This is a genomic window from Xanthobacter autotrophicus (assembly GCF_005871085.1).
GTDB lineage: Bacteria > Pseudomonadota > Alphaproteobacteria > Rhizobiales > Xanthobacteraceae > Xanthobacter > Xanthobacter autotrophicus.
The window spans coordinates 201,175-217,016 of the sequence record NZ_VAUP01000015.1 but is presented as its reverse complement, the minus strand read 5'-3'; the positions used below and the strand labels follow the sequence as shown (position 1 = coordinate 217,016).

Below are 15,842 nucleotides of genomic sequence, written 5' to 3'. Positions count from 1 at the left end.
CGAAAAAGCCCTACGGCGCGCCGAATGGTGGTCCCTGAACGCTGCTCTGATTTGGATAGAAACCGGCGACTGGGTGTTTACAGCCGTGGCTGAATCCACATCTGGAGAACATCGAACGCGCCGGGGGCGACGTGTCCCGGCCGGCCTCATCGGCGCCATGCGCGTCGGCCTCTTGGCGCATGCAAAGAATCCCGCTCGTTTGGTGCGTGGCGAGGTTGCTCCCCCGGAAACGCTCATTGCTGGCAGCGCTGACTTTGGAGCTCGGCAACTGCTCGCGCGCCTCGCCGAAGGTGTTTCGCTTCGGATGCGCGGGCAGCGCCAAAGCAAAATCCCTGAAATCATTGCCGTGTCGGATTGGCGCGCCGTAAAAATCGTCAATGAAGAGGCTGACCTTGGGCCGCATCTCTGCCTGCAATCCATCCCCAAGCTTTGCTGGACGGAGCCGCAAGTTCATGCCGGCGACCTTCGAAAATTGTGGCCCGCAAAGAGAGGGCCAAAGTTCTCGTCTGGCCGTAAGAACATGCAGGGCGCGATACAGGAGCACATCATTTCCTTAGTAGAAATGGGACCTCCTCCCCCTGATCGCGCGGGCCTGCGCGATGAGATCCTCCGCCGTTTCGGATTTGTCGAGGACGGGGGCGGGGAGGAAACGCTAAGCCGCGTGTGGAGGCGAGCGCTTCGGGCCGCCAAGGCCAAAGGGCTGCCGCACGCTGAGGCTTGGAGTGCCCGTGGGCGGCCCCGAGGCAGGAAGAACGTCCACTCGAATTAGGGCCTTGGTTTCCCACATCCGGAACCACGCACACTGCTTTGCACCCCAGGGTTATCCCTAGGAGGGAACGCAGGAGCGAACCGGATGCAGTCCCCTGACACCTATCTCCCCCCGAAAGATGCCGCGCAGCTGCTGGGCCTGACAGAGTCGAGCTTGGCGAAATTCCGTGTCTACGGCGGCGGGCCTCCCTTTCTCCGCCTCTCCCCCCGCCGCATCGTCTACCAGGTCCGCGACCTGCGGGAATGGGCTGCAGGTCGAAAGTTTCGCAGCACGAGCGAATACCCGAGGGGGTGCGCGGCATGAATGCCCACGTCCCCCCGCCGGAGCGGGAAGAGCCGCCGGAGCCCCCCATGTGGACGGGAGCCATGGCGATGTTTTCCCACTCGCAATTCGGCCCTGTCGCGAATCTTTACATCCTGCCGGGGGCAGGGCCGCTAACGCCCCTCATCCGACGCGCATTGGAGTCGACGCCGAACCTTCAGATCGTGGTATTCGGCGACGCTCCGGACGATGTCGCTCTGTTGCCCATGCACTTCGATTCGTCGGTGCTGGACTGGGCTTTCTCCGTCGCGGCCGAAGCAGAGCTGTGCGAGCCGGACCCCCCGTTTCTGCAAGCGATAGAAGCTGGTGTGCTGAACGGCGCCCGGCATCCGCGAAAGCTAACCATCCGAGCCCCTGAGCGCCTTCACCTGGAATGGAAGAAGCTTTTGCTCGAAAAGCTTGCGGGACGGGCAGCGCGTGAGATCGGGGGCACCTCCTCTTAGCTCATCAGCAACAAAAAGCCCGACACGCCGGGAGAGCGAGTCGGGCCAGAACGAGGTTGATGCTATGGATTATCTATCACAACTTATGCCGCCTGACGAGGGCGCGCGTGCGTTTTCTGCCCCAGCGCCTGGGGGACGGCGCGCAGTGATGGTTTATCTTGCGCCGGGGAGCGGTCTTCCTCGGCGGTCTCGCCGGATCACAGAGGCAAGCCATTGGGTGTCTTTGTGCGTTCGCGGCGAAGGCACGCGCGGTCGCGTCCCGAACCCCAACGACTTCGACCAGATGACGCTCAAATGGATGGTGCGGCTCGCCGGTGGCATCATTATTTGGTCGGCGCCGGGAATGCAGCGACGCGCTGAACTTGCAGCCCTCGTCTCCGGCAGCTCGAACCGCCGCGCGCTGACCATAGAGACGACGCCGGAGGTCGCGCCGCAGTGGCGCGCCTTCGCCGAGCAGTGGAAGCGCCCCGGTGTGGTTACGTCCGAGCTGGGGCCTCTCGCGGACAATGTAGGCGCATGATGGCGGCAGTAACTTCGTTCGAGGACATCTTTGCCCTTGCCCGCCAAATCGGCCGGGAAGAGCATGCCGACAACACCTCGCGGCAAGCCACTGCGGCGATTGTCCACTACTTGGCGAATGATGACGCACCGACAGTGCCGACAATCATCGCCGCTGGTCAATCCCGCGGCGACAGCGCGCACGAAATTGCGCGGGAGCCCGTACCCCCCATGCTCGACCATGCCATCGCCGCCGCCCGGAGGGGCATCCGCGTCCTTCCGATCCCGCCGAACAGCAAAGCGCCTGTGCTCGACAACTGGCAGCGCCTGGCAACGACCGACGAAGCCACCATCCGCCGTTGGGCGGAGGAGTTCCCCGGGTGCAATTGGGGCGGCATTTCCGGCTGCACGATCGACTTCGACGTGAAGCACGGAAAGCGCGGCGCGGAGTTGTTCGAGCTCTTCAACGCGCTGTTCCCGGAGACCTACACGCAGCGCTCCGCCTCCGGCGGCTACCATATGCTGTTCCACCTCCCTGACGGCGCCGCACCCATCTCCAACGCCAACGGCCGGATGCTGGCGAAGTTCGGGAGGGACTGCGGCATCGACGTGCGCGGCGCGGCCGGCCAGGTGGTGCTGGCGGGATCGACCGTCGACGGCGCGCCGTACACGGTGCTGGACGACCTGCCGATCGCCGAGGCGCCGCCCGACTTGTTGGCATTGTGCGGAGCCGCGCGGCCGGAGAACGAAGCGCGAGATGGGGTGTCGCCTGACCACCCGGCCGACATCGCACGGGCGGTCGAGTGGCTAAGACATGGAGCTCCGCCAGCGGCCCTCGGCTCACGGGGGATCACCACCTACGAGGTGGCTTGCCGGGTGCGCGACCTGGGCGTCAGCGAAGGCGAGTGCCTTTCTCTCGTACTGGAACACTGGATTGGGCGCTGCGATCCGCCTTTGGACGCGGACGACGCGAGCACCCTTGTCGGCAACGCCTACCGATATGCCACCGGCGTGGCGGGCGAGCACAGCGTCGCGGCGCAGTTCGGGCTGGAAGCGGGGGCTTCAGAAATGGAAGACGCCGTGGCACCCGACGCCCTTCCGCCCGGCGATCGCCCTTGGCCCGAGCCGGAAGACCTGTGGGCGGACTTGCAGCCGCCGCCCCGACTGCCGGCCGGCATCTTCCCCGAGGTCCTCGATCGGTGGGCACGAGATGCCGCCTTTCGCCTTGGCGACTACGACCCCGGCTGCCTTGCGGTGCCGGCGCTGGTGGTTCTCAGCGGCTTGGCGCCGGCGGGAATGACCGTGCAGGTAAAGCAGCGCGACACGGGTTATGTTGAACGCCCGATCCTTTGGGGCCTGCTTCACGGCGCGCCGGGCGCGAAGAAATCGCCGGCACTGTCCCTCGCTTGCGAGCCGCTGAACAAGATCCAGGCACAGCTGGATCGCGAGAATGCACACACTCAAGCCCGCTTCAGTGAGGCGCGCGCCAGTTGGGCAAAGACCCCGAAATCAGACCGCACGGCGCCCGAGCCGACGCGCCCTAGGCACCGAGCTGTGTTGGTCAACGATGTGACCGTTGAAGCACTTGCCCCCGTCCTTGCGGATAATCCGAACGGTCTCGCGTGCGTGCGCGATGAGCTGTCCGGCTGGATAGGGGGATTCGACGCATACCGGCCGCGGGGGGCGAGCAAGGACCGCGAATTCTGGCTTGGGGCAAAGCAGGGCCAGCCCTTCCGCGTAATTCGGCTGTCCCGCGAGCCCGTGACAGTACCCGCGTTGGCCGTAAGCATGCTCGGCGGAATTCAACCTGATGTGCTCCGCCAGCAATACGAGGGGATCGCGGCCGATGGCATGCTCCAGCGGTTCCTGATGGTCCACATGGAGCGGACCAGCACCGATGTGGATCGCCCTCCCGATGCGGCTGCCCTGGCGGCGCTGATGGCAGTGGCGCACGCGCTGCACGACCTGAGCAGCGTCGAGTTTCTTGAGGCGTTCCGGTTCGATGCCGGCGCCGACGCCGTGCGCCAGGCAGTGAAGACGTTTGCCGATGAACGCATGGGCATAGCCGACCTTCCGGCTGGGCTGCGGGGCTGGCTCGACAAGCTGGAAGGCGAATGGGCGCGCGTTGCGCTCCTCTTTCATGTGATCGAGTGGGCCGCGAGCGGGGCCGCGAACGATTTCCCATTCGATCCACCCGATCCGATTATTTCCACAATGACCGCTCGGGCGGCGGGTGAGTTCCTCCTGCGATACCAGTTTCCCCACCAGCTATTCGTTCACCGCAGCGCCGAAGGCACCCGCGGTGAGGATACAGATTCAGCATGGATCGCGGGTTTCATCCTCGCCCATCGGATCGCTGGGATCTCAAAAAGGGACCTGTACACCAATTTCCGCCCCATCCGCCGGCTGAAGGGTCCCGCCAAAGAGGAACGCATCCGGCGCATCATGGGCGAGCTCTGTTCGGCGGGATGGGCCGCGCCGCTGGCCAACTTTGACTCCCGCTGGGAGGTGAACCCCAACGTTCACGTGCTGTTTGCTGAAAGAGCCGCGGCAGAGCGTCAAAGGCGTGGTGCTGCTCGGGAAAGCATCCGCGCTGCTGGCGCCGAGCGCGGGGCGCAGCATTCGGCTGCGGAGGATGCGGAATGACCACGTTGCTGCCACTGCTGCTTGCGCGCGTTGGAACGAACAGCGGGCCGATGAAAATGAATGTCGGAAAATCCGGGAATATTATCGAAAGGGAAGAAATGGCTTTCTTTCACATGCAAGCAGCAGTGGCAGCAAAGCCTGGGCAGGCAGCCCCGGAAGGCCTTGTGCACTGCTGCCAGTGCTGCTTGCACGCGGAAGGGGACACGGAAGTCCGCGTAGGGAAATCCAAGAATAAATTCGAAAAGGAAATTGGCTTTCTTTCACATGCAAGCAGCAGCGGCAGCACGGTCCGTGGCGCGACCGCCATTCTTCTCTGCCCATTCCCCGCTCCGAATTGGAGGGCGGCATGAAACGGGTTTACAAAGGCCAGGAATTTCTCTGCGTGGCGGCCGAGCCGTATGTACGGCGCAGCGGATTGACCGGCCATCGGTACCGCTGGGCGTCCAGCTGCGTCCAATGTGGCCGGCCCTTCACCTTCGAAAGCACCCGGAAGTATTTCCGCTGGCCCACCCGGCGTTGCGCCACTCACCGCAGTGATCCGTGGCCTCCGCCGAAACGGGCAGCCCCCGGTCGGCGCAAAAGCCAACCAGCGAACGAGGCCGCCCTGCGCTGGGCTATCGCCGAGGTGATCGCGCACCGCCTCGATCGAGCCCGCTGGTATGCCTACGCCGAAATTGTCCAAGCCATGCCGGAGGCCGATCGCGAGGCGGTTGCGGCGCTGGGAAAGCGCGCCCGCCTTGCTGCTGCCTTCAGCGGGCCTTGCCGATCCACCGAGACGCGGTTTGGCCGTCTCCATTGGTTCGCCGGCGGCAGGTGGCGTTTCCGCCTTGAGGACTTCAAACGGCTCCCCGACGGCAGAGCGGCGGACCCGTCGATCGCATTCCCCTGGCTGAACTAGGCCCGGCCGCGCCGAAGAGAACGACCCCGATGCCGAGAAACAGCGATCTGAATTATTTCGACCCCGAGGACTGGCACGCGCTCATGGAAGAGCGCGCCCGGAACTACCGGAAGCATCGCAAGCCGCGAAAGGCAGCTGCGAAGCCCCGGCCAACGGCGAGGCGCAGCCCCCCGGCCGACCCGCCCGATAGCGCCGTGCCGGCCGCGCCGAAGCGCTCCGGGTGGAACGCCTGGCATGCGCGCAAGGAGGAAGAGGAGCAGCGTCGCGCCGGGCACGCCTACCGAGAGTTCAGGAAGGCCGAGGAAGCGCGCCGGGCGAAGACGCGGGACACGCGCAGGGCAGCCCGGGCGCACCCGTGGTGGCACTCGGTGTTGCTGGCGATGATGCCGGGCAGGTGGCACACCATGCCTGCGATCGCTGTTGCCCTAGGGTCGGAGAAGCCGCACGACACGATCTATATGCGAACCCATCTTGCTCTGCGCCGGCCCCTCATCGAGCCCCATGGGTACGTCGAACGCCACGATCTGATGCCGGACGGCTGGTCGCCGGATAAGGGCCAGCGCTACGTCTACCGACTGACCGAGGCCGGCGCGGCGCTTCAGGAGGCGCTTTCATGAATCAGCGGAACTGTTTTGCGCGGGGCGGGTACCGCCTCGGATTGCCCTTCAGCGCGCTTCCCTGTCGATTTAGGGGGGCGTTGCTTGAAGCCCAGTCTTTAGCGGAGCGCCGTACATAACCGGGAAAAGGGCGGGCAGGGTGCACTCCGGGCCCAAGGGGCATTGGAGTATCCACGCCTGCCCGGATCGAATATCAAGTACAACAGCTTTCGGGTGATCTTTATATCCAGTCATGGTTGAGACTTGGAAGCGCGGCGCAACGAAGTATTGCGCGAGGGCTATACCTAAAAGCCCGGCCAGGATAGCAACCGACAGGCGTGTCATGCGAGACCTACCCTCACAGAAAACAACCAGTTTCATTTAAATTGCACGGCGCAGCAGAAAAGAAAAGACGCGCCGATGTCTATCGATCAGACAGCAGGATGCATTCGCAGAGGATCCGCCTGTTTGTCGCACCGTTTAACCGGAAAAATTAATCGGTGAAGCCGGATACAGAACATTCACTGCCTGAGCGACGCAGTGCGTCGGTACTCCATTCGGGACGTTTTTCCATGCCCGGAAATCCTGTTGGCAAAATTCACCACTTCTGCCGAATTTCGTGATGCGGGCCGCGCATAAGCGCGTCCTGAAACATTCCGCTATCCCAACGCCATCGCAGCACCCGAGCGGCGCCTAGTCCTTCGCAAAAAATCCCTTCGCTCTACGCTCTCGCGAAATATTCCAGCCTCACCCGAGCCGGTCGCCCGGGCCGACAGCAGCCGCTAGTAAATCCCGCGCCGCGCCTGCGGAGCCGGTGGCAGCTCGTCCAGAAACGGCCGCTTCGGCTTCGCGCCGGGCGCATACGAGCCCTCGCGGTTCGCCCAGTTCAGATAATCCGGATCGCCGGGCTGCGGGTGCCGCGGGAGCGGCGGGGCGCCGCGCCGCCCACGGACGAAATCGAAAGCGGAGGCACCGAGCGCGATCGGCAAGCCAACCCCGACCACCAAGGCCCCGCGGAACAGCGCGACCAACAGGGCGACTCCGAGGACGGCCAGCAGGATCCAGCCGAAGGCGAACAGGGCCGGCACGAACAAGCCCGTCAACACCAGCAGCAGGAGAACGAAAACAACCAGAAGCCTCATAGGGCGCCCCCAAAGCGTTGCCGGCGCCGATTGTGGCACGCGATGCGAGTAACGGCTACGTGGGCGACGAACCCGCCCCGGAATTGTCGGTGTCGGGATCGTCCGCCAACGGGGCGATGGGGTCGGTTTCGGGGAACAGGCGCCGAGATGCCAGCCAGCGGCCGAATGACGCTGGGTCAAGCGTATGCTCGATCGATTGAAGGCACTCCTTCGACCAGGCTACGAGCCGCTGTACCTCAGGATCTTCCATATTCTCCGCCCAATCGATGAGCGCCCGGAGATGGGCGGCTCTCGTGCCCATGTCCACGATCTCGGTCAGCAAGGCTCCCCGCTGGTCCTCCCGCTTTTTTTCGGAGCTCAGCCCTACGGTTGTTCTCCGCCTCCCGCATCCGGATCCGCTGCTCGTGCTCCGCCTCAAGGCGCAATTGCCCTTTGAGCTCGATCCAACCCTCGATCCCTTCGATGATCGCCCCAACCTGCCGTTCCAGAATGCCGCGGCTATTGTCGATCCAGTTCATCTGGCGCCGGCCCTCCCGGTTGATCACGTCCAGGGACAGGGTCAGGATTCCGGTCGGCACGTAGTCGAAGCTGGGGTATGCTTCCGGCTTATGTGGCAAATCTCCAGAAAGCAAATTCCGCCGCCTGCGGTGATGCTCCTCCGCCACCAATTCCGCGACGCTGGGCTCATGCCGCGGAGTTTCGATGCGCTCGCTCAGGAAGAAGGGAACGACTTCTCCGTCACGGTGCGCCTCGATGCGGCCGCCCACGATGGTGCAGGTGAAATCGCGCTGCTCTAGCTCTCGGGCAAGCCCGTCGAAGATCACGACCGCTCGCTCGACGGAATGGACTCCAATCCGGACGGTAAGCAAACCTGCACCTTCGACGAGGACCACACCCTGGTTTGCCTTTGCCCGCCGAAGGGCGCCTGCGGTGGGCGCCACCAACGGGTGCGGTCTATCGACCCGAGGCCATGCGATGCTTTTGGGGTCGGGCGTGCGGACCTTGCCCCTTCGGGGAGGCGGCGGCTCCGGTCGCTTTACGACCAAAGGCGGCGGCTCAAGAAATCGCGGGAGCTTCGTGGACTCGATGGTGACCAGCTCCCTTTGGAGATCGCAAGCCGGGCTGAAGGGTGTTCGCAGCGGCGCCCCTCCTGCCGACAATCCCTGCCAGTAGGCAGCGGTTGGCACCGGAATCACTTGGCTGCGGCAGAGCTCCCGCAATCGGGCCTCTGAAATGCCGAGCTTGAGCGCTGCTTGCGGCCCCTGCTCGGTCCAGACGAGGTCATAGAGTTCACGGCGAGTGAGGCGCGTCGCCATCGCACGGTCTCCAGGATCAAAAATTCACGAGAGCAGTCGCGCTTTTTCTACCGCGGAGCCGGCCGGGCGCACACCCCACGCCCTCTTCGCACTCGTGACGGTGGGCGAGGGATCCACCTCCCTCCGCGGGTGGGTGGCCGGATGTTCGGTTGTCCAGCCAAAAGCTCTCTCAGGGCATCTCGCCGCAGCCCTTCATTTCGGCTGTGTTCGGCTCGGCTGTGGTGCGGTCCAGTCGCACCTAAGGAAAATAACAGCCCGATGGATCGAATCTCCGCCGACCTCTAAGGATTTCTCACCTGCGAGCCCAGCGAACCTGTGGCCGCCATCCATCCGAAGGCCATGCCTGTGGTGCTTACGGAACCGGCCGAGCTCGATGCATGGATGCTCGCGCCGTGGGATGAGGCGAAGGTGCTGCAGCGGCCGTTGCCCGACGGCGCGCTGGAGATCGTGGCGCGCGGTGAGAGGAAGGACCAGCCGCTGGGTGATCCCGTCTAACGAGCAGAGATGACTCGGATGCGACGCACACAACTTCAGCTTTCAATGCCACATTGACTCAGCCGGCCCGCAGGCGAAACTGCAAGCCCGAGGCTGGGGCCGACTAAGGGCTGAGGTCACCCCAATGATCCGAAGGGGACGCTCGGGGGCGGCTTGCTTTATCATCGTCGCAACAAGGCCCTTCAAAAAGGCGTCGGTTGGGAGGGATGCTTGGAATGAACGACGTTTCGGAAGCTACGGTCGACTTCAATAGCCCTGTCGGCACTGTCGATTTTGCCCAGGTTATGTCCGGAGCGTCGTCGTTCAAAGACGCGGGTATCGCGAACATCACGGACACCTATCAGGGGCAGATTCTCACTCGTGGCAAAGAGCTGAAGACGGCGATCCTGAAAGATTTGGCCCCCAGGGAACTGGCAAACGAAATTCTGGCCGCGAGCCTCGCGTCAGCGCTCGGTCTCCCCGTTCCCCCTGCCTTCATCGGGGTCACAGAGCCGGGAAACCCGTGTGCGACCCGCGCGATTATGCAGGATGGTCGCGGCCTTATGTTTGCCAGCGTCAACGTGAGCAGCCCGTCCATTGCTTCGCTTGTGATAAGGCCCACCGACGAAGAGATACTGGTGTTGCTTCGGCCAATAGTCGAGCTTCTGACCAAAGAGTCTTGGCTCGGCGAGCTGTATGGCTTCGACGCGTGGGTCGCGAACGTGGATCGGCATATCGGAAACGTACTGTTCGCAACCGGAACGGGCATCTGGATCATCGATCATGGTCGATGTTTCACGGGACCAACCTGGACCCAGGTCGACCTAGTGGCGGCCGGAATGTACAGACACCGGCTACGCGAATGGGTCACCGACCTGTTGCCCCCCGCAGAACGTAAGAGACTGGCCGACGAGGCCGCCAACATGCCGATCCAACTCCGTGAAGTTGACGTAAGAGAAGCGGGCGAAAAGAACAGCGTGATTAACCTGATCGGCGCGCCAGATTTCGAGGCGCTGATCTCGTTTCTGACCCAGAGAATTCCCCATGTCCCGCGCGCCGCAGGTGACGCGCTCAACGAGCCTGTGATGGCGTGAAATGATCTCGCTAGACGCTCCGACCTTCCTGGACTTCGATCGCCTACAACGGGCGATCTGGTCTCCCGTGCTCTTTCGGCCGATCATGGGATCGCCGGAGCAATTTGTTATCGGCATTGCTGTCGCCGGTGAGAATGGCGTCCACTTAGAGCGTGCGAATCAACTTCGACGCCTCGAATGCGTCTTTTCCGATGCGTCGGAAATGGCAATCATGGTCGCCGAAACTGCTCTCAACGTAATCGAGGCCGATTTATTTAGGCGGTCGACTTCTGCGTTGACAGACTTTAAGCCGGCGATTTCTGGTGTCTTGCTGGGGGACCTCCGCGAGGCGCAAGGCATTTCGCTTAAACAGATCGCGGTATCGTGGATGACTGCGATGTCCTCACTTTATACGCGAAACGGCGCCCTTCAGCTTTCAGAGGAGCAGGAGGAGGTGTTGGAAGAAGTTGCGGAGGCTCGTGAAAGCGGTGATCGCCTGCCAGCGCTCGTATTCGAATACGTGCAGCTGGAGCGGCCAAACCTGGGACGGTTCTTCAGCAATGAAATCAGGAGCGGCCAACAACGGCGCCGGAATGCACATAGTGTAATCATCGATTTCGCCGGCTCGAAGCTCGTAGCCAACTTTGGCACGCTCGCCAGTAGCAACTTCACGGCGTCCGTGAGGCGAATCAAGACTCGTTTATGGGACCTTAAGGTAGACCGAGATAGGGAACCATCAGCTTTGGTAATGCGGGACCATGAAATGATCGTGCAACACCCGGCGATGAACGATCCTCAGTTGAGCCAGAAGCAAGTCGATCGCCTCAGAGAGGCCCTTGAAGCGCTCGAAGCGCAGGCGGATCAGGAAGAGATCAGGCTGCGTCCTCTTAACAGGGTCGATGAGATCGGCAAGCATATACTGTTGAAGGAAGCCGCGTAAGGCGCGACCACCTCCCGCCACCGCATTCGCGCTCGTTCCGCACCGGCAGCTGTGACTTCACTCCCAGTTCCCAGCCTCTTTCAGTCCCTCCGTCAACCCAATCAGCCTCAGCAGCTTCCCGTTCCACCCCGGCGAGCCCACAGCCTGGGCGTCCCGCGTCAGCAGATGCTGGGCGAGCTCCGGATCGAACATCATCCGCGTGACGAGGCGCTGCGCCGCCGAGTCCGCGTTGGCGTCCGTGCCGGCGGCCACCCGAAGCGTGCGCGCGACGCCGCCGCCCTTCAGCATGCCGAACGTCGCCTTAAGGCCTAGCTCCAGCCAGCGCCACAGGCTTTTGTTCGTACCGTCGACGGAGCCCGGCGCTGCCTTTTCCGCCTGCCGGGCGAGCGGCTCCAACATTCTCTGTGCCCGACGCAGTGCCTGCATTTTCTCCGGCTGCCCGGCATAGAGCTCGGCGAGCGCGCGCTCGTATTCGCGGAAGGTCCCGGCGAGGCGGCGGAACTCCGGCGCGAAGACCCCCTCGCTGACGGCTCCCGGATTGGCAGTCGTCACCTTCTTGATCAGGTGTTCGGTGACGGCCCGTTCCCATGCGAGCTTCGCGGTCGGGTCCCGCGAAACCGTCTGCATCACCTCCCGCATGGACCGCTCGGGATCACCACTGTTGAGCACCGCCTGCGCGGCCTTGGTCGGCTCCTTCCCCAAGGTGAGAGCGAGAGCCGAGGAGTCAACATCCGCACGCGTGCGTTGCAGGTTCGCGTTCGCCCGGGCAACGTCGGCGGCCAACCGGTTGCGGGTGATGTTGCCACTCCGCACGTCGGTGAGCAGCCGTTCGACTTCGCCCCGCACACCCGGAAATTGCGACAGCGCATCTCCCCAGCCGCTTGGGCCGTTCAGCCAGCGCGCGAGCCGCGTGTCCTGAATTCGCCCGTCGCGACCGATCGTTCGCGTCAGGTCGTCCAGGATATAGGCGCGTACCGCGCCCTCTGCGGAGGCCCGGTTCGCAGGGTCGTCGATCGACCGGACCACACGGGCGAGGGCTTCCGCCTTTTCCTGCGCGCCGGGTCCCGTTGTGAGGAAGCGGTTCGCGGTCGCCGTCGGCGGCGCCGCAGTACGGTGCAACCGGTCGACATTCAGGTCCTGACGAAATTGGTAAGCCTCCCCGGCCTGGCGCCCCCAAACCGGCGCATAGACGTTCTCGAAGTGGTCCATGGCCGCCCGCGCTTCCGGCTGCTGCATGGTGGCCCGATTGATCTCCGAACGGAGGCGCTCAAGATTATCGATGAAGGGCGGCGGCGCGCCCTCGTTCCGCGCCCGAGCAATCGCGGCCCCGAGGATCGGCCGCAGGTCGTTGATGGTGCCGAACGAAACATCCCGCACCCCGACGATCCGACCATCAGCGTCCCGCTGCAGCAGGCTTTCGAAGTCCTGCAGCCATTGCTCCGGCAGTACCTCACGGCGCGCGTTCTCCGGCAGGTGCTCGGCAGAGCGGCGGACCGTGGTCGCCGTGTCGACGAACGGCCGGCCGGGCACCTCCGCATCCCGCGGCACGGCGTTGAACGCCGCACGGCGTGCCGTGTCCATCGGTTCCAGGCTGCCCGCGACGATGGAACGGTCGAGCGTCGCGCTCGCGTCGCTCCGGCCGCCGGCGAAGGGGGCAACGATGTCCGCCGTCGCGCGCTGTGCCCTTTCGGCGTCGGCGAGCCGTGCTTCGGCCGCGTTCACATCCCCCGTAGCGGCGTTCAGCCGGGTATCAATCTCCCTGCGCATGAAGTCGGTCGCGAGCCGCGGGTCGATGTCAGGCGGCAGGTTCTTCCCGAGTTCGTTGAGCGCGGCGTCGCGCAACGCGGCGTCCTTCTGAGCGAACGCTGCCGGGTTCCGATTTCGCTCTGCGGCCTCGACCGCCGCCAGCCCGGGGTCCTGCGACAGCACGCCCGCGGTAGGGGTAGGGGCGCCCATCCGCCGGAATTCGTTGGCACCCTTACCGATGCTCTCCGCTGCGCCTTGCGGGTCGACCGCGTGCCCCTGCACATATCGGGCGACCTGGTCAGCATCGCGGTTGCGCGCCCATTGCCCCGTCGCGGCGTCGATCGGGATCTCCGGCGCACGGCCGAACCCCCTAGCGGTCGCGACCGCCTGCGGAAGCCCAGTCGCCACGTTCGCCGCGACGCCACCCACCGTCCCGCCAAGGAGCATGGAAAAGACGTCGGACAGCGCGCCACCTACGGCACCCGCTGTGCCGGATTGCCGAACGCTGTCTGGCACCAGCTCTTCCGAGACCGATTTTCCGGCGCCGGCTCCGGCACCGGCGATGCCCTCGCCGAAAACCGCCCGTCCGGGCGCCGCGGCGTAGCTCTCCAGGAGCGCATCACCCAATTTAGGCAAGCGAGCTGCACCTCCCGCTGCCCGAGCCGCCGCTACGGGGGCGAGCGCTCCGCCAGAAAGCACGCCAAGGGTACCGTATGTGTTGGCGTTGTAGACGGCGCGCTCGACCGGCGACATGTCTTTCGGATCCCGAACCTTGATGCCCGCCGAGCTCGCCAGCTGTCCCGCGTAAGCGGGGATGGTTTCCGATGGCATCTTGAAGCGGAAGCCGATTTCCGGCCCGCCGAGCTTTTGCGAGACGGTATCGGCACCGGAGAGAAGGACATTCGCGCCCATGTTCGCGATATCGGGCAGTTGCCCGAGGAACATGCCGACGCCGCGGGCGGCGCCCTGAACACCGATACCCGGGTCGAAGGCGGGCTGCACGACGCCAGAGCCGTTTGCGCCAGCGGCCGGCAGCGGAGAGGGCGGCGGGTCGAACTGGTCGAAGAAGTTGCGTTGCGGAGCCGCCGGCTCGTCGAATTGATCGAAAAAGTTAGCCATCACTGCCCCCCGAGAACACGTGCCGCGGCACCGGCGCCGTATTTGGCGTCGAACTGATCGGCGAGCTGTGAATTGTTGCGGAGCGCCTGAACGGCGCCCGGGGGGATCGCCGGAGCGGGCGCCGCCGGCGCACCGACCGCGGCGGCGGGGGCGACACCGTCCACCTGACCACGCGCAGGCGCGCCGCCGGGCGCGCGAGACTGGTCCTTGCTGACGCCGTCCGGCAACGGGGCGGCTCCTGGCAGCTGGTACTCGCTCGGGAACCCCCCCGCAGGGTCGCGCCCGCCGAGCTGGCGCTGATAGACGCTGTACCGCGCGTCGTTCACGTTCCGGATCATCTTCAGGGCGGAGCGCGCCTTGGTGTCATTGGTCCACCAGGAGTCGGGATCGCCGATTGCCGATCGCGCTGCCTCAACGTCGGCCCGGCTGATCGCTGCGCCTGTCTGCCCCTGACCACGCAGGTATGAATAGACCAGCATGCCGTAAAGCGTGTTGGTGCTGCCTAGGTCCGGATCGAAGAGCCAGGGGACCTTGTCCGCGGCGCCGTTGGCTGCCGCTTCCTCGCGGAGCTTGGTGATGGTGTTCGCCCACGCTTCGTCGCCACCGGCCGCGCCAATGACGTTCTTCGCGAGCCCCGCCGCCGCCTGCGCAGCGTTCAGCATCTTCCCCGTCGCGCCTACCAGATAGGGTTTCTGCTCGATCACCTTGTCCAGCGTGTTGATGATGGCGTTCGACTCGCGAATTCCGATCATTCCCTCCTCGGCCTTGCGGCGGGTGACGGCGTCGCCGTTGCCGTTGCCGCCGATCGTGACGACACTGCCATCCGGGTTCGTGACCGTGATGCCCTGACCTCCCGCGATCTTGCGCCGGATGAACCCGTCCAGCTCATCCCCTTGGCGTTGGAACTCATCCCGGCGCGGGTCGCCGAGCGGGAACTTGCCAGCCTCTACCCAGGCGAGGTTCCGCTCTCGCTGAAGGCGGACCATTTCGGGTACGGAATCAGCCTTGGGCGCGGCGCCGAGCGTGCGCTGCTCCGCCTCGGGCAGATCGCCGAGCCTGCCCCAGTTCTGCGCGATGTACCCGCCCTTCACCGCGCTCTCGGGCGCCAGCGGCGTCTGCCCCGGCGCCTTCGCCTGCTGCGTGTACCGCGGCCCCTCCGGGGTCATGGTCTCGATCGGCTTGTTGTCGAACTTGTAACGCTCGGTGGCGTCCGCCATCGACGCCTTCTGCAGTTCGACCTGCTGCCCGCGCTCGAACGCCGGCGCCGTGCCGGAATACGCGCCGCCGGCACCCACATAGGCGTTGGTGGTGCGCGGGTCCGCGGCGCCGAACGCGTTGGCCGCCGTATACTGCCCCGCCTGCGCCACGTGGCGCGGGTCCATGCCTCCCAGCATCGCCTGCGTCACCGCCTCTGCCATCGTCTTCGCGTCACCGGGGCGGGCAAGGACGCCGGGCGCCAACGCTCCGTATCTCTCCCGCGCCGCGTTCTCGGACGACAGGCGGTACGCCTTCTGCCGCTTCAGCTCCGGCGTCAGCGTGTCGCCGAACATGGACGCGCCGAGGCCGGTGATCGCTTTCACGAGCGGGCTCTCGTCGCCCTGGTAGGCGTTGATGATCTTGACCATGGATCAGCCTGGTACGACGGCACCAAGGGGGCAGCTGCACAAAGACGAAAGGCCCCACGCGGCCATCGCCCGAGGTTAAATTTCACTTCTATGGATGAGTGCAGCAGTCGCTCATGGGCCAGGTTGCAGATAAGGGCAACCGTCGGCGACACGGCAGTACAGCCTATGGGTAAGGTAGGCTGGAAGCCATTTCCATTCAAGCTGAAAGCGCGCGTGGCGGTCGCTGGGCTCCTATT

14 protein-coding genes are annotated in these 15,842 nt (G+C 64.7%); 9 read left to right on the top strand and 5 right to left on the bottom strand.

Annotation, left to right across the window (positions count from 1 at the left end; translation table 11 throughout):
• Positions 1-10 precede the first annotated feature (10 nt).
• Entirely contained in the window at positions 11-454 is a 444-nt protein-coding gene (locus FBQ73_RS05700; RefSeq protein ID WP_138398527.1) for a hypothetical protein, read from the bottom strand.
• Positions 455-1,134: 680 nt separating this feature from the next.
• On the opposite strand from FBQ73_RS05700, the gene FBQ73_RS05690 reads away from it, so the two are divergent.
• From FBQ73_RS05690 to FBQ73_RS05665, 6 genes are all read left to right on the top strand, one after another.
• The gene (locus FBQ73_RS05690; protein WP_138398525.1) at positions 1,135-1,533 is read left to right on the top strand and encodes a hypothetical protein; all 399 of its coding nucleotides are present in this window, start codon (positions 1,135-1,137) and stop codon (positions 1,531-1,533) included.
• Positions 1,534-1,681: 148 nt separating this feature from the next.
• Positions 1,682-2,053, top strand: coding sequence for a hypothetical protein (locus FBQ73_RS22685; protein WP_170218759.1), 372 nt, complete (start codon positions 1,682-1,684; stop codon positions 2,051-2,053).
• Complete coding sequence (locus FBQ73_RS05680) at positions 2,050-4,677, top strand: DUF3987 domain-containing protein (protein ID WP_138398523.1); 2,628 nt, start codon at positions 2,050-2,052, stop codon at positions 4,675-4,677. The genes FBQ73_RS22685 and FBQ73_RS05680 overlap by 4 nt, the downstream gene beginning before the upstream one ends.
• Positions 4,674-5,027 (top strand): hypothetical protein, encoded by a 354-nt coding sequence (locus tag FBQ73_RS05675; protein WP_138398522.1) that lies wholly within the window; start codon positions 4,674-4,676, stop codon positions 5,025-5,027. Before FBQ73_RS05680 ends, FBQ73_RS05675 begins: the two co-directional genes overlap by 4 nt.
• Positions 5,024-5,575 carry a hypothetical protein gene (locus tag FBQ73_RS05670; RefSeq protein ID WP_138398521.1) on the top strand — a complete coding sequence of 184 codons (552 nt, stop codon included), beginning with the start codon at positions 5,024-5,026 and terminating at the stop codon, positions 5,573-5,575. Before FBQ73_RS05675 ends, FBQ73_RS05670 begins: the two co-directional genes overlap by 4 nt.
• A 29-nt stretch (positions 5,576-5,604) precedes the next feature.
• The gene (locus FBQ73_RS05665) at positions 5,605-6,192 is read left to right on the top strand and encodes a hypothetical protein (RefSeq protein WP_138398520.1); all 588 of its coding nucleotides are present in this window, start codon (positions 5,605-5,607) and stop codon (positions 6,190-6,192) included.
• Positions 6,193-6,953: 761 nt separating this feature from the next.
• Here FBQ73_RS05665 and FBQ73_RS05660 read toward each other — a convergent pair.
• Together FBQ73_RS05660 and FBQ73_RS05655 are read right to left on the bottom strand one after the other, a co-directional pair.
• Positions 6,954-7,313: a hypothetical protein gene (locus FBQ73_RS05660; RefSeq protein ID WP_138398519.1), complete on the bottom strand. Its 360-nt coding sequence runs from the start codon at positions 7,311-7,313 to the stop codon at positions 6,954-6,956.
• 236 nt (positions 7,314-7,549) lie between these two features.
• Entirely contained in the window at positions 7,550-8,629 is a 1,080-nt protein-coding gene (locus FBQ73_RS05655) for a hypothetical protein (protein ID WP_138398518.1), read from the bottom strand.
• 339 nt (positions 8,630-8,968) lie between these two features.
• Between FBQ73_RS05655 and FBQ73_RS05650 the strand changes: the two genes are divergently transcribed.
• From FBQ73_RS05650 to FBQ73_RS05640, 3 genes are all read left to right on the top strand, one after another.
• A complete protein-coding gene (locus FBQ73_RS05650) occupies positions 8,969-9,124 on the top strand; it encodes a hypothetical protein (protein WP_210236674.1) in 156 nt (51 codons plus the stop codon).
• A 215-nt stretch (positions 9,125-9,339) separates the two neighbouring features.
• Positions 9,340-10,197 carry a HipA family kinase gene (locus tag FBQ73_RS05645; RefSeq protein ID WP_138398517.1) on the top strand — a complete coding sequence of 286 codons (858 nt, stop codon included), beginning with the start codon at positions 9,340-9,342 and terminating at the stop codon, positions 10,195-10,197.
• A gap of 1 nt (position 10,198) precedes the next feature.
• On the top strand, positions 10,199-11,116 hold the full coding sequence (locus FBQ73_RS05640; RefSeq protein WP_138398516.1) for a hypothetical protein: 918 nt from the start codon (positions 10,199-10,201) through the stop codon (positions 11,114-11,116).
• Between the two features lie 57 nt (positions 11,117-11,173).
• On the opposite strand, the gene FBQ73_RS05635 is transcribed toward FBQ73_RS05640, so the two are convergent.
• Complete coding sequence (locus tag FBQ73_RS05635; protein WP_138398515.1) at positions 11,174-13,981, bottom strand: hypothetical protein; 2,808 nt, start codon at positions 13,979-13,981, stop codon at positions 11,174-11,176.
• Entirely contained in the window at positions 13,981-15,606 is a 1,626-nt protein-coding gene (locus FBQ73_RS05630; RefSeq protein ID WP_138398514.1) for a hypothetical protein, read from the bottom strand. Before FBQ73_RS05630 ends, FBQ73_RS05635 begins: the two co-directional genes overlap by 1 nt.
• Positions 15,607-15,842: the final 236 nt, after the last annotated feature.